The organism is Sphingomonas sp. SP5 (assembly GCF_058313455.1).
This window is the reverse complement of sequence record NZ_JBZFLF010000003.1, coordinates 335,457-358,769: the sequence shown is the minus strand read 5'-3', so window position 1 is coordinate 358,769 and position 23,313 is coordinate 335,457. Positions and strand designations below refer to the sequence as shown.

Below are 23,313 nucleotides of genomic sequence, written 5' to 3'. Positions count from 1 at the left end.
GCAGGTCCTTGAAGCGCCGGCGGATCAACTCAGATCGTGCAGATCCTTGCCGAGCGGCGCGGTGATGCGAAGATCGGAGAAGCGCACGCTGAGGCCCTCGCGTTCCGGGGTACAGGCCATCGGCCCCACGAGATACGATGGCGCGACCGGGAAGGGAGCGAGCCGGCTGAGCGGCCACAGCTTACCATCGGCCGATACCTGGAGGCGAAGCACGCCCTTGGCGACGGTCGCACGCATCCAGAAGTCCTTTGCGTCATGCTCATAGGGACCGGTCGCCCAGTCTGAGCGACCATCGGTCAGCACGCTCGACAGCATGGCGCGGCCGTCCGAGAGTTCAATGCCGGCCTTCACCCAGCGTTTCTCATCGACGCGCACCATGATTCCCGCCTGGTCGTAGAGCTTCTGATAGTTGCCGCGGACGCGCACCTGCGCGGTGAAGGCGGCGCCCGTGGGGAAACCCAGAAAGTGCCCGCTGTCGCGCGTGAAGCCGTAATGCGTCTCACGCCAGAAATCGGTTCCCTTGTCGGTGGTCAGCTCGATCCCATCGGCGGTCGCGTTCCAACGCTTCGGTTCGTTCAGCCACACGCCGTCGTGCCGACCGAATGCCGTCACTTTCCTGGCAGGTTGCGCGCTACTGATCGTTGGCATGACGGCAGTCGCAACGGCGCCACCCAGCATCGTTCGGCGGTTCACGCCGGCATCGTTCGTAGCGTCGGTCATGCGACGTCCTTTCCATCCTGTGAGGCGGTAACCAATCGTGCGCTGAGCGGAACGAGGCATAGCAGTGCCACGAGCATCCAGAAGGCAGTGTGCAGCCCGACCAGATGCGAGACGAAGCCGATCGCCGCGGGTCCCGCCAGGATGCCGGCATAGCCGAGCGTCGTGATGGCGCCGACCGCGAGGGCCGTCGGCATCACCTTCTGCGTGCCCGCCTTGCGGAACAAGACCGGTACGATGTTCGACGCGCCCAGTCCGATCAGCAGGAACCCCGCCATGGCGATAACGGTAACCGGCGAGACGAGCAGCACGACGAAGCCGGCAATGGTGACGATACCGCCCCATAGCAGCGTTGCACGATCGCCGATCCGGGCCACCAGCCGGTCGCCGGTCAGCCGTCCCACCGTCATGGCGATGGCGAAGAGCATGTAGCCGAGCCCACCCTGGCTGGCGGAGACCAGTTTCGCTTCGGTGATGAGCAGCGCACTCCAGTCGAGAATCGCGCCTTCTGCCAGGAAGCCGATGAACGCGAGGATCGCGAGCAGCAGCACGATGCCACGGGGCAGGACGAAGAGCGGATCGTCGCTGCCGCCCTGCCGACCGGTCAGGAAGCGGGGCCATGCCACCAGCAACGTGACGATCATCATCGCCGATGACGCGAGCGTTGCGGCGAGTGGAGACAATTGCGCGGAAAGAAGGAAGGTCATGAGCGTCGCCCCGGCAAAGCCGCCGATGCTGAACAGGCCGTGGAATCCGGACATCAGCGGCTTGCCGGCGACACGCTCGACCTCCACCGCATGGATGTTCATCGCGACATCGATCGAGCCCAGCGCCGCACCCATGACGAGGAGCGCGGCCGCCAATGTCGCCGGCGTGGTCGCGATCGCCAGGAACGGCAGCACCAGCGCCATGAAGAAGCCGGCGACGAGGATCACCGGCTTGGTACCGAACCGGGCACTGAGCGGACCGGTAGCGGCCATCGATGCAACCGAGCCTATGCCGATGCACAGAAGGAGAAGGCCAAGTGTACCGTCGTCGACGCCGAGCCGTGTCTTGGCGAACGGCACCAGCGGCGCCCATGACGCGATGCCAAAGCCGGCCACGAGGAAGGCCAGGCGGGTCGCGAGCCGGGTCGCGCCGTGCGACACGGGCCGGGAGGCACCGGTTCGGGCTTGCTCGACCACGCTCATCGGCTGCCGTCCTGAACATGCGTGGTGCCATCCGGCTCGACGGACAGGACGCCAGGCAAGCTGCGGAAGCGAGCAATCGTCGGCTGAAGCGCAGCCGCCGGTATATCACCGACGACGACCATGTTCATCCGGTCAAGCGCGTAGATTACCGAGAGCTTGGCCGCGCGTGCCTGCTCCAGCACGCTCTGCTTTGCCTCGGGTGCCGTCGCATCATAGCTGACGATGATGCGCTGCCGATCGGAAGCGACGCTCGTATCCGCGACCGGCGGCTTGCCCGCAGGAGCCTGACACCCACTCATCACCGCGATCAGCGGCAGCCACACGAGCAACCTCATTCGAACCTCTTTCTTCACAACCGAGGCGTCGATATGTACATCTGTACGCATGATGCAAGCGGTGGATGAGATGAGTGACCAGCCGAAGCTCCGCCGATACGATCCCGATCGACGACAACGCATAATTGATGCGGCCGTGGACGTAATCGCCGACGTCGGGGTTGCCGGGACGACGCATCGGAAAGTCGCCGTGCAAGCCGGCGTGCCGTTGGGGTCGCTCACCTACCATTTCACCGGTCTCGACGAACTTCTGCACGCCGCTTTCGAGCGGGTGGCGGAACTGGGCTTTCGCGACACGCTGGACCGGCTATCCGTGGCAAGTAGCCAGGACGAGGCGATCGAGGCCGCAGTCGACGTGATCAGCGGCAACCTCTGGTCGTCCCCTCGCATGCTGCTGCTGAGCTACGAGCTGTACCTCTATGCGGCGCGACACCCGAAGACCACGGCGATCATGCGAGGCTGGATGGATCGAAGTCGCGCCGCGCTCGGGCGGCACTTCGATCCGCTGACTGCTCGCGCCATCGATGCCCTGATCGAGGGCATCGGCATCCATAATTCAGTTGATGGTGATCCACTCGACCGGGGCGAGATCAAGATAGTCCTCGAACGTTTGATTCCACGCCAGAACGACGCGTTGTAGGAGCGCAGATTAGTGTCAGAAAGATCAACAATCATCGTACGGCGCGTCTCTAAACAGCGTTGCTAACCGCTGCTTCAAGGCACCCCATGGACATCGTAATCAGGAATTGCGACTTTACCTGCTTTATTAAGCATCCGCATCATCGCTTTGCGCTCGATCAAACCTACTGCGTGCCTCTTCAATCAAGGGCAGTTGCTCCTGCGTCCAATCGTATAGCGCAGCGAAGGGGGCAGATAGCGACCAGCCCAGCGGCGTGATCGCGTACTCGACCGCGACGGGCGACAAGGCCCTGACGTGGCGCGAAACGAGCCCGTTGCGTTCCAAGCGGCGCAGCACGGCGGTCAGCGACTTTTTGGAGATGCCGTCGAGTGTCCGCACGAGTGCGTTGAAGCGCATGGGACCATCGGCCAGCGCCGCGAAGATCAACACCGACCATTTGTCAGCCACCTCGTCGAGCAGCAGACGCGACGGACAGTCGGCGTAGAAGGATGGAGCGGGTGTCACGGGCAAGCAGGTTACTCGGCAGATATCTGGTGAATACCAGGTAACTAATTGTAACCGATATGGCAAACATCGATGTGCAGGACGATCAACGAGGAGATCGTCATGAGCGAGAAGAGCAAACCCATTATCAGTGCCGTCCACTGGTCGATCGGCGACCTGGAAGTGACGGCCTTGAGTGACGGATACTTCGAAACACCGATGCCCGACATCGTCCGCCGCGTGCCCGTCGAGCGTGCAGAGGAGTTACAGCGGAAGGCGCTGCGCTGCGGCGACCGGCCTCGCGTTACCCACATCATGTATCTCGTCCGAGCGCCAAATCGACCACCCGTGCTGATCGATGCGGGGATGGGCGATGCATGGGGGCCGACGATGGGGTGGATGCCCGAAGCGTTGCGCGCACTATCCATCTCGCCGGCGGACATCGGCACGATCCTGCTCACCCACCTTCATCTCGATCATGCGGCTGGACTGACGAATGATGCCGGTACGCCGCTCTACCCCAACGCCGAGATCGTGGTCGCCAAGAGCGAGACGGACTACTGGCTAGACGATGCGACAGCGAGCCGGGCCGCGGCGGACCAGAAGATGTGGTTCGACGGCGCGCGCAAGGCGATGGCGCCCTACCGCGACCGGACGCGGACGTTCGAGGGCGGCGAGGTGCTGCCGGGCATCACTGCGGTTCCGCTGCCAGGCCATACGCCGGGCCACACCGGCTACCGTCTCGATGGTGGAAGCCGGTCGCTGCTGATCTGGGGTGACATCGTCCATCTGCCTCAGGTGCAGGCGCCCGAGCCCGAGGCGGGCGTGGTGTTCGACGTCGACGGCGCCATGGCCGTCCAGACGCGTCGTCGGATGCTAGACCAGGCGGCCACCGACCGGCTGCTTATTGCGGGCATGCACACCGAATTTCCGGGGCTCGCCAACGTGATCCGCGAGGGTGCCGGCTATCGCATCGTTCCCGAACTCTGGGTGGCGCTTCAGCCCTGAGGCCGATCGAAGGTCGCGTTCCTGCTATCTCCGCGTTGCCGTTGCTCCGCGACGATCATGTCGCGGAGCGCCTGGAGCGCAGTGCTGGCGCGGTGCCGATGCGGATAATAGAGGTGGTAGCCCGGCAGCACGCGGCTCCAGTCCTGAAGCACCGGTTCAAGGCGCCTCGCTGCCACTGCGTCACGGGTCAGTTCGGCGACGAACTCGACGATGCCGAGCCCGTCCTCGGCGAGCGGCACCAACATTTCGGACTGGTTGACGACGAACGGACCGGCCGGCGTGAAGCGGAACTCCTCGCCACCGCGGGCCATGCGCCACGTCTCGATCGTGCCGGTGGTCGCGGAGCGGAAGCCGACGCAGCTGTGCGCGGCGAGGTCGCGCGGGTGGTCAGGACGGCCGCGACGGTCGAGATAGGCCGGAGAGGCCAGCATGGCGATCCGCATGTCGGGACCGAGCCGGACGGCCACCATGTCCTGCTGCACCAGATGCCCAAAACGGATGCCGGCATCGAAGCCCTCGCGCACGACGTCGATCAGCGTGTTCTCCATCGACAGCTCCAGCGTCACGAGCGGGTAGCGGCGGTGGAACGCGGGGAGGACTGGACGGAGCAGTTCGTGGAAGGCCGTGCGCGGGATCGTCAGGCGGAGTGGCCCACGCGGCTCGCCGTCGGCGAGGTGGCGGGCGGCCTCGCGGATCGTGTCCACCGCCCCCTCGATCCCGCCACGATATCGCTCGCCTGCATCGGTCAGGCTGACGCTGCGGGTGGTGCGATGAAGCAGTGCCGCTCCGAGATGGCGTTCGAGCGCGCGCACCTGTTGGCTGACCGCCGACGGCGATATGCCGAGCCGTACCGCGGCTGCTGTGAAGCTGCAGGCATCCGCCACCGCCAGAAAGGCGGGCAGGCCGGGCGGAAGGTCGCGTTCGATCATGATCGTGAAGCTATGCTTCAAGGCGCATCGCGGGTCGAGCAGCTAAAAGCCGGGCGTCGTCATCAGCATATCGTAAACATCGATCGGCTCCACAGGAGGCTCAGGCATGAATGACGAAACAGGTTTGGCGCTGGTGACCGGCGGCTCGCGCGGAATCGGGCGGGCCACATGCCTGCGGCTGGCACGTGACGGCTATGCGGTCGGTGTCGGCTATGCGCATGGCGCCGACGGCGCGCGCGACGTCGTCGACACCATCCGCAGCGAGGGGGGGCGTGCTGAGGCGTTCCAGGTCGATGTCGCCGAGCCCGCGGCGGTGTCGGCGTTCTTCGCCGATGCCGAGGCCGCACTCGGCCCGCTGCGCGTTCTGGTCGCCAATGCGGGCATCCTCGGGGACGAGCGGCGCATCGACGAGCAGGAACCGGACGCGCTGCGTCGCCTGCTCGACGTCAATGTGCTGGGGACGATGTTGTGCGCGCAAGGAGCGATCCGGCGCCTGTCGAGCCGGCACGGCGGCTCGGGCGGCACGATCGTGTTGCTGACGTCGGTCGCCGCGCGTCTCGGCGGTCTGAACGGCCTCGTCGCCTACGCCGCCAGCAAGGGCGCGATCCAGACGCTGGCGCACGGCCTGTCGAACGAAGTCGCGGGCGAGGGCGTCCGCGTCGTCGGCGTCGCGCCAGGCGTGATCCGCACCGACATGACCTCCGCCGATGCCGAGGAAGCCGCCCGCTCGGGCACGCCGCTGGCGCGCGTCGGAACACCCGAGGAGGTGGCCGAGGCGATCGCCTGGCTCGCCTCGCCCGCCGCATCCTACGTGTCGGGCACAGTGCTGACCGTGTCCGGCGGCCGCTGAGGAGAACCACCATGCCCCATCTGACGACCCGCGACGGTACCGACCTGTTCTACACCGATTGGGGCAACGGGCGCCCCGTCGTGCTGATCCACGGCTGGCCGCTCTCCTCCGCTTTCTGGGAGTATCAGGCGCGCGAGCTGGCTGAGGCGGGCTACCGCGTCGTCGCCTACGACCGGCGCGGCTTCGGCCGCTCTGATCAGCCGTGGAGCGGCTACGACTACGACACGCTCGCCGATGATCTGGCGACCGTCATGTCGGCGCTCGACCTGACCGATGCGACCATAGTGGGCTTCTCAATGGGCGGCGGAGAGGTCGCGCGCTACCTGTCGCGCCACGGCATCGATCGCGTAGCGCAGGCGGTGCTGGTCGCTGCGGTGACGCCGTTCCTGCTGAAGACCGACGATCATCCCGAGGGCGTCGACAAGGCCGTCTACGACGAAATGGTGGACGCGCTGGAACACGACCGGCCGGCGTACCTCGAAGGCTTCGCGCGCAGCTTCTTCGGCATTGACCGGCCGAACTCGACCATCTCGGAAGGCATCATCCGCTGGTACATGCACCTGGCGCTCCAGGCCGCGCCGCACGCGACCATCCTGACGGCGCGGGCCTGGTCGGAAACGGACTTCCGCCCGGACATGGCGAGCTTCACCATTCCAACGCTGGTCCTGCATGGCGGTGGCGACGAGAACGTTCCGGCCGCGATCACCGGCCGAGCGGCTGCGGCTGCAATCCCGGACGCCCGCTACGTCGAGTATGAGGACGCTCAGCACGCCGTCATTATCGACAGCGCCGCGCGCGTGAACGCCGACCTGATCGCCTTTTTGGAGGAGGTGCCAGGGGGCGCGAGAGCGTGATCGCCCCTTCACGCCGCGACATGCTGGCTGCCGGCCTTGCCGCCACGCTGGGTAAAAGCGCATCACGTGCCGGCACGAACCCCGATCGACGATGGGTCGAAGGAGCCTTTTGCATGAAGCAGGTACAGACCGATCTCCTCGACATCGGCTATCTGGAGGGCGGGCCGCCAAGGGGCTGGCCGGTGTTGATGCTGCACGGCTGGCCCGACGATCCACACGGGCTGACCGACCTTACCGCACTGCTTCAGGCGCGGGGATTTCGCACGATCGTGCCGTGGCTGCGCGGCTTCGGTGCGACCCGGTTCCGATCAGCCGAGACACTTCGCGACGGGCGGGCGTTGGTGCTGGCGCAGGATGCGATCGACCTTCTCGACGCGCTTGGCATCGAGCGCTGCACCGTCGTCGGCCACGATTGGGGTGGACGTGCCGCCTACAATCTCGCCGCGCTTATTCCCGATCGGGTCGACATGATCGCAGCACTGGCGATCGGCTACGCGCCAAACGGCCGTTTCGTGACGCCGGGCTTCCAGCAGGCGCGCCGCTGGTGGTACCAATGGTACATGAACCACGAGGGTGGCGCGGAGAAGGTGCACGCCGATCCCGTTGGCTTCGCACGCATTCAATGGGACAGCTGGTCACCGAAGGGCTGGTACAATGAGACGGCGTTCGCGCGGACGGCCGAGAGCTTCCGCAATCCTGATTGGGCGGCGATCACGCTGCACGGGTATCGCTCGCGCTGGCTGCCAGAGCCGGTCGACCCGCGCTATGATCGCGTAGCGAAAGCCATTGCCGGTACGGCTCGCCTTCGTGTTCCCACGCTGATGGTTCAGGGCGCGGAGGACGGCTGCGATCCGCCGGCCGAGTCAGCTGGGGATGCCGCCTGGTTCGACGGCCGGTACGAACGTGTCGTCCTGCCCGGCATCGGTCACTTCCCGGCTCGCGAGGCCGCTACAAGAACTCTCGATGCGCTTCTAGAATTTAGGAACGGCAGCGCAGGAACATGAAAAAATCACGAGTCAGACTGCCTTTTTCAACAGCCACGGTCGGTTCTGACACAGCGATTGGTTCGACATGCATAATGGCATTAGCCTATCGACATGATACTCGAACGGAACGAGCCGGGGGCTCGCGTTCAATCTGCCCTGACGCACCTATGGAACACGCCAAAGCATTGCCTGCTATCGATTATCTTCTCACCTGGTCGCTCAAGCGCACCCTGCCGCCTGTGCCGCGATATCTGGCCGCAACCCTGCTGGTGGCGGTTGCCGCGGCCATCCGGGTGCTGCTCATCACCAACCTGCTGCCGTGGTTAATCTTCATGCCCGTCGTGCTGCTGATCGGGCTAACGATGGGCAAGCGGACCGGCTTCTATGCGGTGGTCCTATCGGCCGTTCTGGCGGCAGTCACGATCGCGCGTCCGGGAGCATCGTTGTGGCTGACCGGTCCGCAATGGATCGCAAGCGCCCTGTTCATCATCATCGCCGCCAGCCAGGTCATCGTCGCGGCCGAGCTGCGCGCCTCCTTCGTCCGTGCGCGACATCTGGTCGCCGAGCGTGAGGAGGCGAATGCCCGATTGTTGGAGAAGGATGAGCAGAGCCAGCTCCTCAACCACGAACTGGGCCATCGGCTGAAGAACCTGCTGACGATCGTACAGGCGATTGTCAGTCAGACCGTCCGGCAGTCACCAGACCTGGCAACCGCGGGCGATGCACTGGCTTTCCGACTGGCGGCTTTTGGGCGGGCGGCGGACGTTCTGACGGCTTCGAGCTGGGAGACGGCCGACATCCATGCGTTGGCTCAGGCGGCGCTCGCCCCTCACGACAGCATCGAGACCCGCTTCAACCTGTCGGGGCCAGTCATTCATTTCCAGTCTCAGGTGGCGCTCGCCTTGGCGCTGGCCTTCCACGAGCTGGCGACTAACGCGATCAAATACGGCGCGCTCTCGAACGACAGCGGCCACGTCGAGCTGAAATGGTCGATCGAGCCCGGACCCAATCTAGCCGAACCTCGTTTTTGTCTGACTTGGCAGGAGCTTGGCGGCCCTGCCGTGCAGCCTCCGGCGCATCGCGGTTTCGGGTCGCTCATGATCGAACGATCGCTCCGATCGTACTTTCGCGGGGCAACCTTGATGAGCTTCGAGCCCGAAGGGCTGATATTCAGGATCGACGCTCCGCTTGCCGGTGCGCAAGCGAGCGACGGTGCGTAATAATGGACGATATGGCGGCGATCAAGCGATCCATCCTAGTGGTGGACGACGAGGCCCTTATCCGGATCAACCTGGCAGTATTCTTCGAGGACGAGGGTTTCCGGGTGTTCGAGGCTGGTGACGCTGACGAGGCGATCGGGATCCTTGATGCTAATCCCTCGATCCAGGTCGTGCTGACCGACGTACAAATGCCGGGCTCAATGGACGGGGTGAAACTCGCCCACTACGTTCGCAACCGCTTCCCGCCGACGCTTCTTCTCGTGGCGTCGGGCGCAGTGAAGCTCACCGCGGCCGATCTCCCGGCGCATACCATGTTTCTCGCCAAGCCGTTCGATCCCAAATTCGTTCTGAGCGAAATCGACCGCCTCAGCGCCTGACGCCTACTCCTGCTGTTCGGCCGCCCATGCGATCCGGCGCTTCAAGGCGGCCGAAAGCTGATTGGCGGAATACGGCTTGCGTAGCAGCTCCAAGCCCTCGACGCCTTCTCGGGCAAGCACGTGGCTGTACCCGCTGGCGAGAATAACGGGCAGGAACGGCAGCTCGTGCGCAAGCCGTCTTGCCAGCTCGACGCCTCCCATTCCGGGCATCACCACGTCCGAGAACACGATGTCGAATCCGTCACCGTCCGGTCCCAATCGCTCCAACGCCTCCTCGGCGCTCGTCACCCAGGCGGTACGGTAGCCGAGATCGTCGAGAAGCTGGGTGGCGAACTGTCCGACGCTGATGTTGTCCTCGACGACCAGCACGCATCGCCCCTCGCCGTCCATGCTCTGCTGCTGCTCGGCTGGCTTTGCATCCTTGACCGACGTGTGATCGGCCTGCGGAAGGTAGAGCGTAAAGGTCGAACCCTTACCCTGTACGCTTTCGACATCGACATCGCCACCTGACTGCTTGGCGAAGCCGAATACCTGGCTGAGACCAAGACCGGTTCCCTTGCCAATATCCTTGGTTGTGAAGAACGGCTCGAAGATGCGCTCCAGATCATCGGCGGCAATGCCGATGCCGGTGTCGGAAAGCGACACGGCGACGAACTCGCCGGTTCCGGGGCCATGTCCCCGGATCGACGGCATCTTAGCATGGCAGCGGAGACAGATCGTCACCGTACCCTCGCCATCCATCGCATCACGCGCGTTGACCGCAAGGTTGACCATCGCGGTCTCGAACTGGCTGACATCGGCACGCACACGGCAGACGACTTCAGGCACCTCAAACCGGACCAGCACACGGGTACCGGTGATGCTGTCGAGCATGTCGGCGATGGCATCGAGCCGCTGCGCGACCTCGAACACTTCCGGCTCCAGTGTCTGGCGCCTAGCGAAGGCAAGGAGCTGACCCGTCAGCTTGGCGGCGCGGTCAGCGGTGTCGCCGATCGCGTCGAGGTAGCGCTGACGTTTCTCGGGCGCGATATTCTCACGGCGGAGCAGATCTACCGAACCGCGGATCACGGTCAGCAGATTGTTGAAGTCGTGTGCGACCCCCCCGGTGAGCTGGCCGATCGCCTCCATCTTCTGGCTCTGGCGCAACCGCTCCTCGGCCTGCATCAGGTCGGCAGTGCGCTCGGCGACGCGTTGCTCCAGAGTCTCGTTCAGCGTGCGCAACTCGGCAGTCGCGCGATCGCGCTCTCCCTCGACCTTGCGGCGCTCCTCCACGTCGATAAGGACGCCTGGAAAACTCTGCGGCGTACCGTCCGGTCCGCGATCGACGCGGCCGTTCGCCTCGATCCAGTAATAGCGACCATCCGCCCGAAGCACGCGATACTGATGCGCATAGGGACCGCACCTTTCGATCGCATCATTGATCGCCTCTGCCAGTCCCGCCTGATCGTCGGGGTGGACCGTCTCGACGATCTGCGCGAGCGGGATGCCCTCGCGCCCGAGCGCAGGGTCGAGACCAAAGGCCCGGGCGAATGCGTCATCGATGGTGAAACGGTCGGTAGGAATGTCCCAATGCCAGGTACCGATAATCGCGCCTGCCTCCAGCGCGAGCTGGACTCGCTCGATGTTCTCGCGGGCGACCGCTTCGCTCGCCCGCAAACGCTCCTGCGCTTCGCGGCGCGCAGTCACGTCGTTGAACAGGATGGCGATTTGCCGGTCGTCCGGATCGCCCACACGCACAGCCCGCACGTCGAACCAGCGTCCGAACGCTTCGGCATAGCTTTCGAAATTGGCGGGCTCACCCGTCTTGGCGACGTGGCCGTAGGTCTCGAACCAGAAGCGCTCCAGATCGGGTGCGAACTCGGTCACCCACTTGCCGTGCAGATCAACGCCGGCCTGCTGCTCGAACGCAGGATTGGCTTCTAGGAAGCGATAGTTGATCGGCCGATCATCGCCGTCGAACTTGACCTCTACGATCGCAAAGGCGGCATCAATGGTTTCGATGATCGTCTGGAAACGGTCCTGTGCGTGCCGAAGCGCCACGCCGTCCAGATGCTCGCGCGTGCGGTCGCGCAATATCTTCACGAAACCGAGATGCCGGTCATCGTCGTCGAACAGCGGCAGCATCTCGCCGGACGCCCAGAAACGCTCGCCGCCCTCACGCAGATGCCAACGCTCGTCGGAGGCGCGGCCGTCCTGAAGCGCGCCCGCCATTTCGTATTCGACGCGGTCGTTCGCCCGGTCTTCCGGGGTAAAGAACCGCTCGGCGTTCTGACCTCGCATTTGCTCGGCGGTCCAGCCCAGCACATTCTCCGCGCCCGGGTTCCAATCGGTGATGATGCCGCCCGGATCGGTGACGATCATCGCGATGTCGGCAGCGTTCTCGAAGATCGCGCGCTGCCGGGATTCGCTGGTGGCGACGCGCTGCGCATGGAGCCTCGCATCCGCCAGCGCGGTGCGAAGGCGCGACACCTCCGCCTCAAGCTCTTCTCTAGTCATGGTAGTTAAAAACCGCCCTGTTCCGCATCGTCCGTTCGTACCGGCTAACTCCTATCGCCCGGCGCATCCGGCCCGCAACGGGATTGGGCTCCATGATCCCGGTAAGCAGACTTTGTAGTTCAGAGACGGTAAGGCTGCCGAAGCTGACATAGAGCCGATTACGGATGTTCGCAGGCGCCAAGGCCATGTTACAGGTGGTGTCACAACCGAACGGTTTTGACCGCCGAGGGCAGGGGAAGCATCAAAGCCACAAGGGCCTAGCTGCCCAGCCTTGAGGAAACCCCATTGCGGTCAGATCGCCCGTTGGGTGTTGGGCGAGCAGTGCCGTCAGCTCGCCCCGCCATGCCGATGCCGGAGCGACCTGCCTCAACAGGTAAACGATAAGGACCAAGGCGTTGTAGAGCTGAGCTGGAGCATGGGCTGCGGGCGGTTCAAGCGTGCTGACGAGGGCAGCCGGCTTGAAGGGCACCCGCATGCGCAGCAAAAAACCGCGGTTCCAGAGCCGGGCATGATGCGCGCAGCTGTTCCGGATTGTGGATAGATGCTTCAGGAGCGGCACCAGCACTGTCTCGTGAAGACCAAGAGGCTTGGCTATGGCGTTGCGCAGCGCCCGGTCGTCGAGCAGCGCGTACCATCGGGAGAGCTGCCCGAACGACATCATCTCCGCCACCATCCATACGGGCGGCATTGCCGGCGTGCTGTAGGTTCGACGGTAATGATCGATGTACGTCTCGGGCGAGTTTGCCACGTCGTTGGCCAAGCGGGTCAGGTTGTCGTGGTACTTACCCGGATGATGGTAGAGCGCCGCATCGAGATAGCCATGGGGCCCAAACCGCTGCGCCAACTCATACGCCCAGCTACCCCGTACAGCGACCTCGATCCGTTCGATCGCATCGAGCACTAGCAGTCGCAGGCGACGGTCGAAATCGTATAAGGCAGTGACGGTATCGAAGCTGGTGCCCGGTAGGAAACGGGGGCCAGGATTGCCTTTGGGATATTCGAAAGGCAGCCAGTAGGCGCTCAGACGATAGTAGCTGACATGGCGTAACCAGTGCTCGGCCCGCGCCACATCGGGGATCGCCATGCCTTGAGCCTGGAGATGTTGGAGCTGCTGCGCGATCGTCGTCGCGGGTTTTGTGAAAGGGCGTGGCACCCATCCTGCTTAGCAGGGCAAAAAAAGACCCGCCAAGTGTGCATGCCCTTGCGGGCAGAGGCCTGGCGGGTTCGATTGCCCCCGAGATATGAGCGAAAACCCAACAAAGCAATAAGGGCCAGTTCGTTTTCGGCGGACTGGGCAGCAGCTACGATCTAGCCGATCTTCACCGAAGCCAAGTATGAAGCGCAGGGCCGCTATCGAGCATGCTGAGTGGGGTGGGTGTGATCCATCCAGCCCCCAGCAGGGGATATGGACCGTAGAACAGGTCGCCGAGAGCGCGTCGGTAGTGCGCGTTCCTCCAGCGTCGGCGCCGATGCTCCGGACCGTCATGGATCATGTGACAGCGCTGGCACAGCGCGGCCAGCTGATGGAGTGCGCTGTCACTGGGGTCATGGTTCAGGTGCGCGCAAGCCAGCACCACCGGCGTCCAGGCACCGTGCTCCAGGATGTTCTCGGTCGGCCGTCGCACGCGTCGACCCTGGCCGTTGCGCCAGCAGCGCCGGTTCCGGTCCCACCATCTTCCATCCCGGAGATGAAACACCCGTTGCCCATGCGGGCGCCCGCAATGCTCGCAAGCGCCTCCTGCCCGCACGAAGCGTACGTGATGGGAGAGCTGCTGCCAGTCGATGGGGTATAGGAACACATGCTCGGGGCGGATCGGCATCAGGCCTTCCCCTCCGGCGCGTTGGGCTGCGGAGTGGCCGGCATTACGGGGCCAATGCCGCGGCGGTCAGCGCCCGGTAGAGCGTGGCATGGTGGCACTTGAGCAGCTTGGCGGCTTCGCGCACCGACGTGCCTTCGCTCACCAACCGCTCGCCTAGCGCGATCTGATCGGGGGTGAGCTTGGGTGGGCGGCCGAAGCGGACCCCCCTCGACTTTGCTGCCACTCGCCCGCTGCTGGTGCGCTGGTGGATCAGTTCGCGCTCGAACTCGGCGATGCCGGCGAATACGGTCAGCACCATGCGACCAGCTGGCGAAGTCGTGTCCGCCCAAGGCTCGGCCAGCGAGCGCAGGCCGGCGCCGGCCTCCTTCAGCTTCTCGGCAATGTCGAGCAGGTCGCGGGTGGAGCGTGCTAATCGATCGAGCCGCGTCACCACGACCGTGTCATTGTCGCGCAGCTGCTCGATCATCTTGGACAGCTCGGGCCGGTCGCGCTTCGCGCCTGACACCTTCTCCTCGAACGTCCGCTTGCACCCGGCCTCCTTCAAAGCGGCGCGTTGAAGTCGGAGGTCCTGGTCGTCGGTGGACACACGGGCGTAGCCTATCAGCATGTCGCAAAACTGTATCATAACAACAACGTTGTGCAACCGACTTTTGCGACATCAGGACGCTTGGAAATGCGTCGGCCGTCTCACTGTCGCGAAACTTAGCACTTCCGCGACAAGGCGGGGCAGTCAGCGAACTGACACGGTTGGCGAGCTCTCGGCGAGCTGCGCTGCCCGGTGCTGCGCGCGGCGCCGGTACCAGACGGTCCATAATCCGAGCGCCCCCATGGACCCGTAGCCAACGAACGGACTGACCATCATGTAATCGTGGATGCTGAGTGCGAATACGAGCACGCAGGCGAGGGCTGACGAAGCGAGCAGGCCGATGCCCCAGACCAAAGTCATGATCGTCATGACGCGTCGGAAATGCGGCTTGTCCCGCTTGGCCTCGAACGCGGCGACCTCATCGGGCGACTTGCGGGCGAGACCGGCACGGGCGAGCTGATAGATCAGCGGTCTGCGAACCGCAGCCGAACCGAGAAACACCAGCCCGATCAGCGCCGACACGAGGTTTTCGCGCAGCTGGAGGAAGCGGGCAGATCCGCCGCCCAGCATGGCAAGCAGCGACAGGGCGATGCCGGCCAGCACCAGGACCGACAGAGCATCGACGCGGCGCCGGCGGCCAAACTCGGCCAGCGACCACAGGAGAGGCGGTAGCGAGGACGCCATGAGTGCAACTACGTCACCCGAATGTGGTGCAACGCGGTCGTAGATCAGGATCGGCAGCCCGAAGTTGATTCCGGCCTCGATGGCAAGGAAGCCGACACGGCTGCCCAGCTGACGGTTCATTGCAGTGCTGTCCTTCATGTCCGTGACGATCGCGTTCACTGTGCCCCTCCCCCATTGATCCAGTTGCCGTGGAAGCCAGGTGGTATGCGGTGAGGCAAGCGCACCGTTGCGACCGGGCTTCCGTCAAAGTTGCCTGCGTCAAGGATAACCAGCGCGGTGGTGTCGCTCGCCTCATCGATGACGAAGCCGATCAGCCACCCCTCATCCTCATCCTCATCCTCACCCGCATCCGCGTGCGCCGGCACAAAGACGAACTCGCCCGGATGGCGGCCAGCACCGAAGTCGTGAACCTGCCGAACGCCCTCGACAAGATCATGCTTGTAGAGGCGCCCGGCGCTCTGGAAGCGCCGATCGGCCTGCACAGCCATCGTGTATGAATAGCGATAAGCCTGGCCGAACCGGCGCTCGTCGATGCGCGGAAACTCCTGTGGGGCAGCGTCAATGGTTCGGATTGTCGTTGTGCCGGTAGCCGGATCGAGCGTCCACCGTTCCAGCCCGCGCGAGGTCGCGTCCGGCCCACCGGGCGTGCCGGCGAACATCGTCGGATAGGCGCACACGTCGAGCACCACCCGGCCATCGGGCAGGTCATGGGCGTTGGCGACGTGGAAGACGTAAGCCGGATCGACATCGCACCAGATGATCGCCTGCTGATCGCCGTCCCGCGGCATCAAACCCACGCGAGCGTGATGCGCCGGGTTCCAGGCATAGGGAAGCGGCTGCCCGGCGAGATGTGTCGCCAGCGAGAACGTCACCGGCAGGTCGAGAATGACGACATAGCTCGCGGTGATCGCGCAATCGTGGATCATCGGGCCGTGCTCGACCGCGATCGGCTCCTCACGCACTACCTTGCCCAAAGAGTCGAGGACGACATGGCGGATCTCGTTGGGGCGGCGCCCTTCGTAGCAGATGCCGTGATACTCGCCGGTCAGCGGGTCGCGGTGCGGATGCGCCGTGAACGATCCGGCGAGCGAGCCGCCGAAGTTGTCATAGCGCTGGATGTCGAACGTGTCGGACAGCTCGACCGGGTAGCTTCCACCCTCCACCAGCGCGAAGGTACGGCCGGCGAGATCGACTACGTTGGTGTTCACCGTGTCGCTTGGGCCATGGCGCGGTCCCGGTGCCGGTATCGTGCCGCGTGCAGCCGCATTGGCCTGCGACGCGATCCAGCGATTGCGATACCAGTGCGCCTTGCCGTCGCTGAGCGCCAGGCCATGCACCATGCCGTCGCCGGTGAACCAGTGATAGCTGGCGGGATCGGCGTCCACCGGGTTCGGGCCGATCCGCAGGTAACGGCCGCTGAGCGCCGATGGGATCGTACCGCGTACCTCCAGCTGCGTCAGCGTCAGCTCCGCTTCCATGGGACGATGAATACCGGACAGGAAACGAGTGGCCGGACCTGCCTGCCCAAGCTCTTCATCATCGATCCGCGCCAGAACGCTAGCCATGCCCGCCTCCAATGTTTACACCGTGAGCATAGGCGGTAAGGTAACGGTGTCAACATGGAAAAGCGCTACCATCATGGCGACCTACGCGCGGCCTTGCTGGAGGTCGGATTACGGCTTCTCGCCGAGCGCGACGTTGAAGGCGTGTCGCTACGCGAGATGGCGCGCGAGGTCGGGGTCAGCGCGACTTCGGTTTATCGCCACTTCCCCGACAAGGCGGCGCTGATGCGGGCACTCGCTCGTGAGGGGTTGGATCGGCTCGCCATCGCTCAGCGAGATGCCGCCAGCGGTAAGGAAGGCGCCGCGTCCTTCGCAGCGACCGGCCGGGCTTATGTGCGGTTCGCGCTTGCCAACCCTGCCCTCTTTCGCCTGATCTTCACCTCGTCCGCGCAGCTACAGGCGACAGGCGAGGTTGAAGCGTTGCGGATGCTGCGGGTTAACGCGGCAGAAGCGCTGCCGAGCGGCGTGGCGGCCGACGAAGCTGAGACAAGCGCGCTACGGGGATGGTCACTCGTTCACGGCCTTGCCATGCTGATGCTCGATGGCCAGCTACCGGCTGACGACCATCTTATTGAGGCCCTCATCAAGGGGTAGCGGCAATACCGTTCTGCTTCATTGAACAGCAGTCTGTCGCATAATCGACGACATGCGAGACATCCAAAACTCAGCAAATTCACGACAAAAGGCTGCGGTGCGCAGCAGCCGGAAGGCTGGCACAACACCAGCGCTGCCGTTTTCACGCTGCTAGGAAAGCCCATCGCGGCGGCTTGCGCGCGATGATCCAGTCAGCGATCGCGGGCCGGATGAAGAAGGCCAGCACGTCGATCACCGCATGCGCAATCATGACTCGCAGCAACGATCCATGGTGAAGATAGTAGAACGTCAGCAACGCACCGGCGGCCATGGTAGCGAGGACGCCCTTCCAGCCATAGTGCGCGTGCGCCAACCCGAAGCATAGCATCGACACTACCAGTGAGGTCGCCAGCGAGCCGGTGAGATGGAAAAGGAGCAGCGGCAGCGCCAGGCGGAAGAACAGTTCTTCGCTGAACCCCGCATTGAGGCTCAGCAACAGGACAAGCACGGCTTCGCGGCGGTTGCGGGGGATCAACGCTGCATCGGGACCGGGCCGCGGAGAGAGCGCCGTCTTTAGGCGACGCCACTGGATCGCGATCGACACTGCAATCCCGGCCGAGAGGCCCGCGGCCATGGGCACCCAATGGTCGCCGGACGGGTGACCTCGGGACTGCAACACGTGGTTCGCGGGCGCGAATGCCTGAGGAAAAGCGCTGAAGGGTGAGAGTGCGTCCACCAGCCAGAGGCTGACCACGCTTGCCCCCACCAGAACGGCAAAGCTCTCGACAAGCCATCGACTGTAAAATTGCTGCCGCTCAATCGTGCCGGACAGCGCCTCGAACCGCGCATAGGCCGTGACATCGCGCCGCACCCACCATGTACCGCCCGCGGCCATCATGGCCATCCACCCCCACAACAGCACCACGTCACTTCTCCGCTTTATGTTTCCATGACGGAAGTGACCGTTGCTTTCCACATCGTCAAGTCGTAAGTTGCCTATCTGGAAAACGGATGGTGGTGTTGGGAAATTGGATATGGACGAACAGGAGGCAGCGCGGACACTGGACATGATGCAAGCGACGCGCGGCGTGTTGGCCGCGCGGACTAGGTGGTCGCTTGCCCGGCATGCCGCGGTCGGAGTGCTGTTGGGCGGTCTGATCGCAGGCTATGCACTGCCCGGCTCTTGGCCGGTGGTGATGGTCGTGGTTTGTCTGGCCGTCACAGTTGCGATCGTCGCGCGGGACCGTTCGCGCGATGGGTTCTTCGTCAACGGCTATCGGCCAGGACGCACACAACGGATCACGTTCGCGCTCGTGGCGATCGCGGTCACCGCTCTGGCGAGCGCAATCGTCCTGAAGGAGCAATACGGCCTGGATTGGGCGCCCGTGGCGATTGGGATCGTACTGGCCGTCGTTGCCACGATCGTGAGCATCGTATGGGAGCGCGTGTACCGCCAGGAATTGAAGGAACCAAGTCGTGAGCGTTGAACGGCTTGATCCGCTGATCCACCCGCCGGCTCGGCTTCAGCTCATGGCACTGCTGGCGGATGTCAGCGAGATGGAGTTCGCGACCGCCCGCGAAATTCTGGGCGTGAGCGACTCCGTTTTGTCCAAGCACCTCGCCCAGCTCGGAGATGGCGGGTACGTTCAGCTACGTAAGGCGACGATCAACACCCGCCAGAGAACTTGGATCGTCGCGACCGCAGCGGGACGATCCGCCTTCAAGGGCCACGTCGCGGCGCTCCAGGCACTTGCATCGGGAAGAGCGCCTCTCGCATGAACAAGCCGATTCCTAGTCCAGGAGTCATTTTCGAGAGGCCAACTGGCGCCTTCACCCTCTAATCGCCCGGCGCTCAGCCACCACAGTGTCGCGAAGGCCGGGACAAACGCGACGTTCGAAAGTTAGGAGATTGGCGACAACGGCCTAATGTGACGGGATCAGCGAAGGCTGATCGCTCCGGTTTGCAGGGCGGTCGCATAGAATGCCTGAGTTTCCATCTGTACCCGCTCGCGCAAGCGGCCAAGGAGGTGGCCTGCCGCGTCTGCAAAGCCACGCCGGTTCTCGGCAATCGTACCGTGATCCCATGTGTCGATGAACGTGAGCCAGTCCTGTCGCAGTCGTGCAACTCCATGTTGGCCATCTTGCCAGGTCGCCGCGCAGGGTCCGAACAACATGCCATGGTCAGGCGCGATTATCGCGTCTTCGACGGCAATATAGTCGCGAACCTGACCAGCCAGCTTGTCGAGGTGTCCGCCAGCGCATCTGCATCATAGCTCTTGTCGGCGATGCGGGAGAGAAGGCGATTGACCGTGTCGATGATCCTCTCATGATTGTCGATAAGCTGCTGGTAGCTAGCGCTCATGTCCCCCCGCGATTTTTTGCGATAAAACCAAAACGGCTCAATGCCGAAGCCAAAACGGTTTTAATTTCGATTGGTGCTAAAAAATCCGATGTTAAGAAACTTACGATAGCTGAGTGATCATGCGCGCTGCTACGAACCCGCGACGGGCCGAACACGACGAATTGCGTATGAGCATGTCACGCTTCTCGGACCTGTTAAAAGCAGAAGGGGGCATAGATCATGCATGCTTGATCCGCGAACGCATGCTTTTCGCCCAGTTATTCCAGTCTCATCTTGCGCATGAGCAAGAAGAGGTCGCCCAGCTATCAAAAATTAATAGTGCTCTGGCGGATAAAGCTAAGGCCCGCCGTGTGATGACCGCAGATCTGCGCGGTGACTATAGCAGCCATGTACGACATTGGACGCCGATACGGATCAAGACCGAATGGGATACCTATCGGCGGGCTGTTTTAGATCTGCAAGCACGACTTCGTCGTTTCATGCTGTGGGAAGAGGAGAACCTTCCTCTGTATGCTTGATGTTGACAAAGAGATGTTACTGTTGCGGTATACCATGCAGGGTCCGCAGCCCGCGGCATTAGCACGATTAGGCGCTTGCCCAAATTAAGAAAGTGACGCGGTAGTCAGAGATGATCGCCGCAAGCCGACGAACTCGTGTCGGGTTTGGCAAATGGTTCAAATAGCCGATGTTTACCTTTGCAGCGTTAAGCGGCGTACATGCGCTACGCTCCGATACCCGCTTCCTTCGTTCCACTGAAACGCACTCAGCTTCACGCCGAGCTGCTCCACGGTTCCGGTTTGTGGAAGTGCCTCCCCGGCCCTGAGCTGACCGGGGTCGCAGACCTCGCCCAACATCTACTCGGCAGCGCCATGAGCGCCTTTTCCGTCCTCGACCGCGAATGGCAGTGGCTTACGGCCAAATGCGGTATCGATGGCGATCGAATGCCGAGGGAGCATAGCTTCTGCGGGCGGGTCGTCGACACCAACGAAGCGGTGATCATCCCGGATACCCGCTGCGACCTCGCCTATCACGATCATCCCATGGTCACCGGCGCCCCTCATATCGGGGCTTATGCCGGCATTCCGGTAGTCATGCACAATGAAGATGGCGAGGACATAACCGTCGGGTCACTGTGCGTGGTGTATCAGGAGCCTCACGCCTTCAGCGATGTGGACCTATGCCATCTCCGCAGACTTGCCGGTATTGCAGCCGCATTGGTCAGCAGTCGAGTCACGGCTCTGGAACTGGCCGAGCTCGCCAAGGAGCGAGAAGACGATCTACAGCGCTTGGCCCGCATGCACCGGCAGCTGGGACAGGCTGAGCGCATGGCCGGCATCGGTTCCTGGCGGCTCGATCTTGCCGACAATAGCATCCAATGGTCGGATCAGGTCTATGCGATCCACGATCTTGTACTGGGGCAAACGCCACCGCTCGAAGCAGCGATGACCTTCTATCCCGGGCGGTCGCGCGCGATGCTGTCCGATGCGATTTCCCTAGCCATCGAACAGGGACGGCCGTTCGACGAGGAGGTCGATTTCGTCTCGGCTGTCGGCACACCCAAGCGGGTGCGCAGCATGGGTGAACTCGAATTGCACGAGGGACGACCCGTGACACTTATTGGCGTTTTTCAGGACGTCACCCGGCGACACGAGATGGAACAGAGCCTGCGCCGGCTGGCGAACACGGATGAGCTGACCGGCCTCACCAACCGGGCTGGCTTCAACCGGGCGTTGAGCAGCGGCATGGCCGCGGCGCGCAAGGACGGTACCTCGCTTGCTTTGCTGCTGATCGACCTTGATGGCTTCAAGGCGGTGAACGACCGCTGCGGACATCTTAGAGGTGATCAAGTTCTTCAGGCCATCGCAAACACCCTGCACGCCGAATACCTTGCCGATCACGTTTGTGCCAGGCTTGGCGGAGACGAGTTCGCAGTCCTGACAGCTGGTCTGGATAGGCGACAAGTAGATAGGCTTGCAGTCCGGCTCGGCGAGGATTTGCGCCACGTGATCGAGACGGGAGACGCCACATCGTTGCACGTGTCGGGAACGATGGGCATCAGCTGGCTGGAAGACGGCCTTACCGAACGCGACCTACTGCGTCGCGCAGACCTTGCACTCTACCATGGCAAGGACACAAACCCTGGCGGAGCAGTCAGCTATTCGCAAGTGCTCGATCGTGAGGCACGCATTTGAGAGAAACATCATGAACTTTCCAACCAGTCCGACGCCTCTTCCAAATTTGAGAAAAATTGCACACCTTCACGCGATGTCAAACGACGCGCCTGTAGGCGGGCGAGTGTTGCACTGGTAACAAACGCGAGAAAACGCGATCGTACCGTCTCGCTACCGACCAATTGTTGAAATAACGTCACGCTTTCTTGACTCTGGATCTTCATCTCGCGGATGTCACAGAGAGTCTTGTGCTGGTTGGGCGCACAATGAAGTTCGGTAAGCGCGTGCAGTAAGCTGGCGCGCATGCGGACAATGTCGGGTTCTGCAAAAAACCCTCTCATCGTCAACCTGATTAGGTCCCTTGCAGGATCCGCTACAATATCGAAGCTGGCGTCCATTGCCCCCTCCACGATCAGGCTCCTGATTGGTTCTTTGCCACGCAGCTATCTAGAATCGCAGGTTCCGCACGGAACGGCAACGATTCATCGGATGATTTGCACTGCGCCATTAGGGTGTGAACTTGGTAGGCCTGGGCTGCCTCCGGGAGCAGCCCGGCGTTATGACGTGGCAGTTGCTGAAGATCTGCCCTGAATAACCGTTTACCAAGAATTGATTTGTTGGACTCATTACGATGATAGTCAGCCTATGTATTCTGCCTGATTAGAAGTCGCATGACCGCGGACGACATGCCAACCAGCTTGCTGTCGCAGATCGATGCTGCAATCGTTTTGGCAGATGCGACAGGTGAAACTCTGGTTGCTGCCCTACTCAGCCATGCCCGCGATGCGGTACAGCCTGACGACGTTGACGAGTAGGCACTTGTGACGTTGCAAATCCGGCGACCGCTTGCTCTTCTAAAGCAAAGGGGGAGCGGCATGCATCCAGCAGGTCATCGCATAGAGATCTATCCAGAGCAGACATTCATGCGTCTCACCCTATGAGGTGACTGGGCCAACGCGCAAACCGATGGTCTGGCGGTCGATCATGCCAAGGCCGTGCTGGAGATGAAAGCGGCCGGCGTCCGTCACGGTCATTTCCTGACGCTCGTCGACATGCGGGAGAAGCTGTTGACCGAAGAGGTGACGGTCGCCGAGTTCAAAAAATCTTTTGAGGCGAACTCTCCTTCGCGTCGGACCGCCATTATCGTTTCGCCACCGCTACCGACTTCTATGGCCGAGAGGATCGCACCACCAGGGCGGGTTCTAATCGCGTATACGGAAGAAGAAGCACTTGCCTGGCTTTTTCAGCAAGCGTGACGCATCAACACGTCGCTGGCGCTCGCCGATATCGCGATGGGGCAGGGCGACGCGAAGGTGACGCTATCGGTCTGGGCACGCAATCTGTTCGACGAACAGCACGTCTTCTACAAGACCTTGTCCGTCACCACCGGCCTGCAGGGCTTCTACAACGAGCCGCGTACGCTGGGCGGCCAGGAATCCAACATGGTTGCCGCGTAAGGTTGCAGAATTT

At 63.0% G+C, this 23,313-nt stretch carries 28 protein-coding genes; 15 read left to right on the top strand and 13 right to left on the bottom strand.

Annotated features, from left to right (window positions below; all coding sequences use genetic code 11):
- Positions 1–24 precede the first annotated feature (24 nt).
- From AC4GY7_RS09425 to AC4GY7_RS09415, 3 genes are read right to left on the bottom strand one after another with little or no spacing between them, the layout of a single operon-like run.
- Entirely contained in the window at positions 25–720 is a 696-nt protein-coding gene (locus AC4GY7_RS09425; protein ID WP_491113213.1) for a DUF1349 domain-containing protein, read from the bottom strand.
- Positions 717–1,907 (bottom strand): MFS transporter, encoded by a 1,191-nt coding sequence (locus AC4GY7_RS09420; RefSeq protein WP_491113211.1) that lies wholly within the window; start codon positions 1,905–1,907, stop codon positions 717–719. Before AC4GY7_RS09420 ends, AC4GY7_RS09425 begins: the two co-directional genes overlap by 4 nt.
- Positions 1,904–2,293: a hypothetical protein gene (locus tag AC4GY7_RS09415; RefSeq protein WP_491113209.1), complete on the bottom strand. Its 390-nt coding sequence runs from the start codon at positions 2,291–2,293 to the stop codon at positions 1,904–1,906. Before AC4GY7_RS09415 ends, AC4GY7_RS09420 begins: the two co-directional genes overlap by 4 nt.
- On the opposite strand from AC4GY7_RS09415, the gene AC4GY7_RS09410 reads away from it, so the two are divergent.
- Positions 2,292–2,882: a TetR/AcrR family transcriptional regulator gene (locus tag AC4GY7_RS09410; protein ID WP_491113207.1), complete on the top strand. Its 591-nt coding sequence runs from the start codon at positions 2,292–2,294 to the stop codon at positions 2,880–2,882. The genes AC4GY7_RS09415 and AC4GY7_RS09410 overlap by 2 nt on opposite strands.
- A gap of 126 nt (positions 2,883–3,008) precedes the next feature.
- Here the strand turns inward: AC4GY7_RS09410 and AC4GY7_RS09405 are convergent, their stop codons facing one another.
- A complete protein-coding gene (locus tag AC4GY7_RS09405; RefSeq protein WP_491113734.1) occupies positions 3,009–3,386 on the bottom strand; it encodes a winged helix-turn-helix transcriptional regulator in 378 nt (125 codons plus the stop codon).
- A 102-nt stretch (positions 3,387–3,488) separates the two neighbouring features.
- Between AC4GY7_RS09405 and AC4GY7_RS09400 the strand changes: the two genes are divergently transcribed.
- A complete protein-coding gene (locus AC4GY7_RS09400; protein ID WP_491113205.1) occupies positions 3,489–4,373 on the top strand; it encodes an MBL fold metallo-hydrolase in 885 nt (294 codons plus the stop codon).
- Here AC4GY7_RS09400 and AC4GY7_RS09395 read toward each other — a convergent pair.
- Positions 4,364–5,302, bottom strand: a complete 939-nt coding sequence (locus AC4GY7_RS09395) for a LysR family transcriptional regulator (protein WP_491113203.1) — start codon at positions 5,300–5,302, stop codon at positions 4,364–4,366. The genes AC4GY7_RS09400 and AC4GY7_RS09395 overlap by 10 nt on opposite strands.
- A gap of 106 nt (positions 5,303–5,408) precedes the next feature.
- Between AC4GY7_RS09395 and AC4GY7_RS09390 the strand changes: the two genes are divergently transcribed.
- The 5 genes from AC4GY7_RS09390 to AC4GY7_RS09370 all read left to right on the top strand — a co-directional run bounded on the left by AC4GY7_RS09390 (position 5,409) and on the right by AC4GY7_RS09370 (position 9,589).
- Positions 5,409–6,152: an SDR family NAD(P)-dependent oxidoreductase gene (locus tag AC4GY7_RS09390; protein ID WP_491113201.1), complete on the top strand. Its 744-nt coding sequence runs from the start codon at positions 5,409–5,411 to the stop codon at positions 6,150–6,152.
- Positions 6,153–6,163: 11 nt separating this feature from the next.
- Positions 6,164–7,006: an alpha/beta fold hydrolase gene (locus AC4GY7_RS09385; RefSeq protein WP_491113199.1), complete on the top strand. Its 843-nt coding sequence runs from the start codon at positions 6,164–6,166 to the stop codon at positions 7,004–7,006.
- 113 nt (positions 7,007–7,119) lie between these two features.
- Positions 7,120–8,010 carry an alpha/beta fold hydrolase gene (locus AC4GY7_RS09380; RefSeq protein ID WP_491113197.1) on the top strand — a complete coding sequence of 297 codons (891 nt, stop codon included), beginning with the start codon at positions 7,120–7,122 and terminating at the stop codon, positions 8,008–8,010.
- Between the two features lie 149 nt (positions 8,011–8,159).
- Positions 8,160–9,212 carry a sensor histidine kinase gene (locus tag AC4GY7_RS09375; RefSeq protein ID WP_491113195.1) on the top strand — a complete coding sequence of 351 codons (1,053 nt, stop codon included), beginning with the start codon at positions 8,160–8,162 and terminating at the stop codon, positions 9,210–9,212.
- An 11-nt stretch (positions 9,213–9,223) separates the two neighbouring features.
- Complete coding sequence (locus AC4GY7_RS09370; protein WP_491113193.1) at positions 9,224–9,589, top strand: response regulator; 366 nt, start codon at positions 9,224–9,226, stop codon at positions 9,587–9,589.
- 3 nt (positions 9,590–9,592) lie between these two features.
- Here the strand turns inward: AC4GY7_RS09370 and AC4GY7_RS09365 are convergent, their stop codons facing one another.
- The 5 genes from AC4GY7_RS09365 to AC4GY7_RS09345 all read right to left on the bottom strand — a co-directional run bounded on the left by AC4GY7_RS09365 (position 9,593) and on the right by AC4GY7_RS09345 (position 16,752).
- Positions 9,593–12,058 (bottom strand): PAS domain-containing hybrid sensor histidine kinase/response regulator, encoded by a 2,466-nt coding sequence (locus AC4GY7_RS09365; RefSeq protein WP_491113191.1) that lies wholly within the window; start codon positions 12,056–12,058, stop codon positions 9,593–9,595.
- 268 nt (positions 12,059–12,326) lie between these two features.
- Positions 12,327–13,169, bottom strand: coding sequence for an Abi family protein (locus tag AC4GY7_RS09360; protein WP_491113189.1), 843 nt, complete (start codon positions 13,167–13,169; stop codon positions 12,327–12,329).
- Between the two features lie 779 nt (positions 13,170–13,948).
- Entirely contained in the window at positions 13,949–14,512 is a 564-nt protein-coding gene (locus tag AC4GY7_RS09355) for a recombinase family protein (RefSeq protein WP_491113187.1), read from the bottom strand.
- 123 nt (positions 14,513–14,635) lie between these two features.
- The gene (locus AC4GY7_RS09350) at positions 14,636–15,334 is read right to left on the bottom strand and encodes a VC0807 family protein (RefSeq protein WP_491113185.1); all 699 of its coding nucleotides are present in this window, start codon (positions 15,332–15,334) and stop codon (positions 14,636–14,638) included.
- Positions 15,331–16,752, bottom strand: coding sequence for an 8'-apo-carotenoid 13,14-cleaving dioxygenase (locus AC4GY7_RS09345; protein WP_491113183.1), 1,422 nt, complete (start codon positions 16,750–16,752; stop codon positions 15,331–15,333). Before AC4GY7_RS09345 ends, AC4GY7_RS09350 begins: the two co-directional genes overlap by 4 nt.
- Positions 16,753–16,794: 42 nt before the next feature.
- Here AC4GY7_RS09345 and AC4GY7_RS09340 point away from each other — a divergent pair, with 42 nt between their 5' ends.
- A complete protein-coding gene (locus AC4GY7_RS09340) occupies positions 16,795–17,331 on the top strand; it encodes a TetR/AcrR family transcriptional regulator (RefSeq protein WP_491113182.1) in 537 nt (178 codons plus the stop codon).
- Positions 17,332–17,473: 142 nt separating this feature from the next.
- Here the strand turns inward: AC4GY7_RS09340 and AC4GY7_RS09335 are convergent, their stop codons facing one another.
- Positions 17,474–18,235 (bottom strand): CPBP family intramembrane glutamic endopeptidase, encoded by a 762-nt coding sequence (locus tag AC4GY7_RS09335; RefSeq protein ID WP_491113180.1) that lies wholly within the window; start codon positions 18,233–18,235, stop codon positions 17,474–17,476.
- A gap of 109 nt (positions 18,236–18,344) precedes the next feature.
- On the opposite strand from AC4GY7_RS09335, the gene AC4GY7_RS09330 reads away from it, so the two are divergent.
- Positions 18,345–18,797, top strand: coding sequence for a hypothetical protein (locus AC4GY7_RS09330; protein ID WP_491113178.1), 453 nt, complete (start codon positions 18,345–18,347; stop codon positions 18,795–18,797).
- Positions 18,787–19,089 carry a transcriptional regulator gene (locus tag AC4GY7_RS09325; RefSeq protein ID WP_163956667.1) on the top strand — a complete coding sequence of 101 codons (303 nt, stop codon included), beginning with the start codon at positions 18,787–18,789 and terminating at the stop codon, positions 19,087–19,089. Before AC4GY7_RS09330 ends, AC4GY7_RS09325 begins: the two co-directional genes overlap by 11 nt.
- A gap of 412 nt (positions 19,090–19,501) precedes the next feature.
- Here the strand turns inward: AC4GY7_RS09325 and AC4GY7_RS09320 are convergent, their stop codons facing one another.
- A complete protein-coding gene (locus AC4GY7_RS09320; protein ID WP_491113176.1) occupies positions 19,502–19,672 on the bottom strand; it encodes a hypothetical protein in 171 nt (56 codons plus the stop codon).
- Positions 19,673–19,791: 119 nt separating this feature from the next.
- Between AC4GY7_RS09320 and AC4GY7_RS09315 the strand changes: the two genes are divergently transcribed.
- Positions 19,792–20,190, top strand: coding sequence for a hypothetical protein (locus AC4GY7_RS09315; RefSeq protein WP_491113174.1), 399 nt, complete (start codon positions 19,792–19,794; stop codon positions 20,188–20,190).
- Positions 20,191–20,388: 198 nt separating this feature from the next.
- Complete coding sequence (locus tag AC4GY7_RS09310) at positions 20,389–21,864, top strand: diguanylate cyclase domain-containing protein (protein WP_491113172.1); 1,476 nt, start codon at positions 20,389–20,391, stop codon at positions 21,862–21,864.
- A gap of 8 nt (positions 21,865–21,872) precedes the next feature.
- On the opposite strand, the gene AC4GY7_RS09305 is transcribed toward AC4GY7_RS09310, so the two are convergent.
- A complete protein-coding gene (locus AC4GY7_RS09305; protein ID WP_491113170.1) occupies positions 21,873–22,241 on the bottom strand; it encodes a hypothetical protein in 369 nt (122 codons plus the stop codon).
- Positions 22,242–22,514: 273 nt separating this feature from the next.
- On the opposite strand from AC4GY7_RS09305, the gene AC4GY7_RS09300 reads away from it, so the two are divergent.
- From AC4GY7_RS09300 to AC4GY7_RS09290, 3 genes are all read left to right on the top strand, one after another.
- Positions 22,515–22,658: a hypothetical protein gene (locus AC4GY7_RS09300; protein ID WP_491113168.1), complete on the top strand. Its 144-nt coding sequence runs from the start codon at positions 22,515–22,517 to the stop codon at positions 22,656–22,658.
- A 180-nt stretch (positions 22,659–22,838) separates the two neighbouring features.
- Positions 22,839–23,099, top strand: coding sequence for a hypothetical protein (locus AC4GY7_RS09295; protein ID WP_491113166.1), 261 nt, complete (start codon positions 22,839–22,841; stop codon positions 23,097–23,099).
- Between the two features lie 57 nt (positions 23,100–23,156).
- Positions 23,157–23,300 (top strand): hypothetical protein, encoded by a 144-nt coding sequence (locus tag AC4GY7_RS09290; RefSeq protein ID WP_491113164.1) that lies wholly within the window; start codon positions 23,157–23,159, stop codon positions 23,298–23,300.
- Positions 23,301–23,313 lie beyond the last annotated feature (13 nt).

Excerpts from the sequence above, each read along its gene's own strand:
- AC4GY7_RS09395 (WP_491113203.1), bottom strand. The coding sequence starts at position 5,302 with ATGATCGAACGCGACCTTCCGCCCGGCCTGCCCGCCTTTCTGGCGGTG.
- AC4GY7_RS09330 (WP_491113178.1), top strand. The coding sequence starts at position 18,345 with ATGGACGAACAGGAGGCAGCGCGGACACTGGACATGATGCAAGCGACG.
- AC4GY7_RS09370 (WP_491113193.1), top strand. The coding sequence starts at position 9,224 with ATGGCGGCGATCAAGCGATCCATCCTAGTGGTGGACGACGAGGCCCTT.
- AC4GY7_RS09355 (WP_491113187.1), bottom strand. The coding sequence starts at position 14,512 with ATGCTGATAGGCTACGCCCGTGTGTCCACCGACGACCAGGACCTCCGA.
- AC4GY7_RS09340 (WP_491113182.1), top strand. The coding sequence starts at position 16,795 with ATGGAAAAGCGCTACCATCATGGCGACCTACGCGCGGCCTTGCTGGAG.
- AC4GY7_RS09410 (WP_491113207.1), top strand. The coding sequence starts at position 2,292 with ATGATGCAAGCGGTGGATGAGATGAGTGACCAGCCGAAGCTCCGCCGA.
- AC4GY7_RS09400 (WP_491113205.1), top strand. The coding sequence starts at position 3,489 with ATGAGCGAGAAGAGCAAACCCATTATCAGTGCCGTCCACTGGTCGATC.
- AC4GY7_RS09415 (WP_491113209.1), bottom strand. The coding sequence starts at position 2,293 with ATGCGTACAGATGTACATATCGACGCCTCGGTTGTGAAGAAAGAGGTT.
- AC4GY7_RS09320 (WP_491113176.1), bottom strand. The coding sequence starts at position 19,672 with ATGAGCGCTAGCTACCAGCAGCTTATCGACAATCATGAGAGGATCATC.
- AC4GY7_RS09385 (WP_491113199.1), top strand. The coding sequence starts at position 6,164 with ATGCCCCATCTGACGACCCGCGACGGTACCGACCTGTTCTACACCGAT.
- AC4GY7_RS09420 (WP_491113211.1), bottom strand. The coding sequence starts at position 1,907 with ATGAGCGTGGTCGAGCAAGCCCGAACCGGTGCCTCCCGGCCCGTGTCG.
- AC4GY7_RS09315 (WP_491113174.1), top strand. The coding sequence starts at position 19,792 with ATGCGCGCTGCTACGAACCCGCGACGGGCCGAACACGACGAATTGCGT.
- AC4GY7_RS09425 (WP_491113213.1), bottom strand. The coding sequence starts at position 720 with ATGACCGACGCTACGAACGATGCCGGCGTGAACCGCCGAACGATGCTG.
- AC4GY7_RS09310 (WP_491113172.1), top strand. The coding sequence starts at position 20,389 with ATGCGCTACGCTCCGATACCCGCTTCCTTCGTTCCACTGAAACGCACT.
- AC4GY7_RS09300 (WP_491113168.1), top strand. The coding sequence starts at position 22,515 with ATGACCGCGGACGACATGCCAACCAGCTTGCTGTCGCAGATCGATGCT.
- AC4GY7_RS09360 (WP_491113189.1), bottom strand. The coding sequence starts at position 13,169 with ATGGCGATCCCCGATGTGGCGCGGGCCGAGCACTGGTTACGCCATGTC.
- AC4GY7_RS09305 (WP_491113170.1), bottom strand. The coding sequence starts at position 22,241 with ATGGACGCCAGCTTCGATATTGTAGCGGATCCTGCAAGGGACCTAATC.
- AC4GY7_RS09375 (WP_491113195.1), top strand. The coding sequence starts at position 8,160 with ATGGAACACGCCAAAGCATTGCCTGCTATCGATTATCTTCTCACCTGG.
- AC4GY7_RS09380 (WP_491113197.1), top strand. The coding sequence starts at position 7,120 with ATGAAGCAGGTACAGACCGATCTCCTCGACATCGGCTATCTGGAGGGC.
- AC4GY7_RS09390 (WP_491113201.1), top strand. The coding sequence starts at position 5,409 with ATGAATGACGAAACAGGTTTGGCGCTGGTGACCGGCGGCTCGCGCGGA.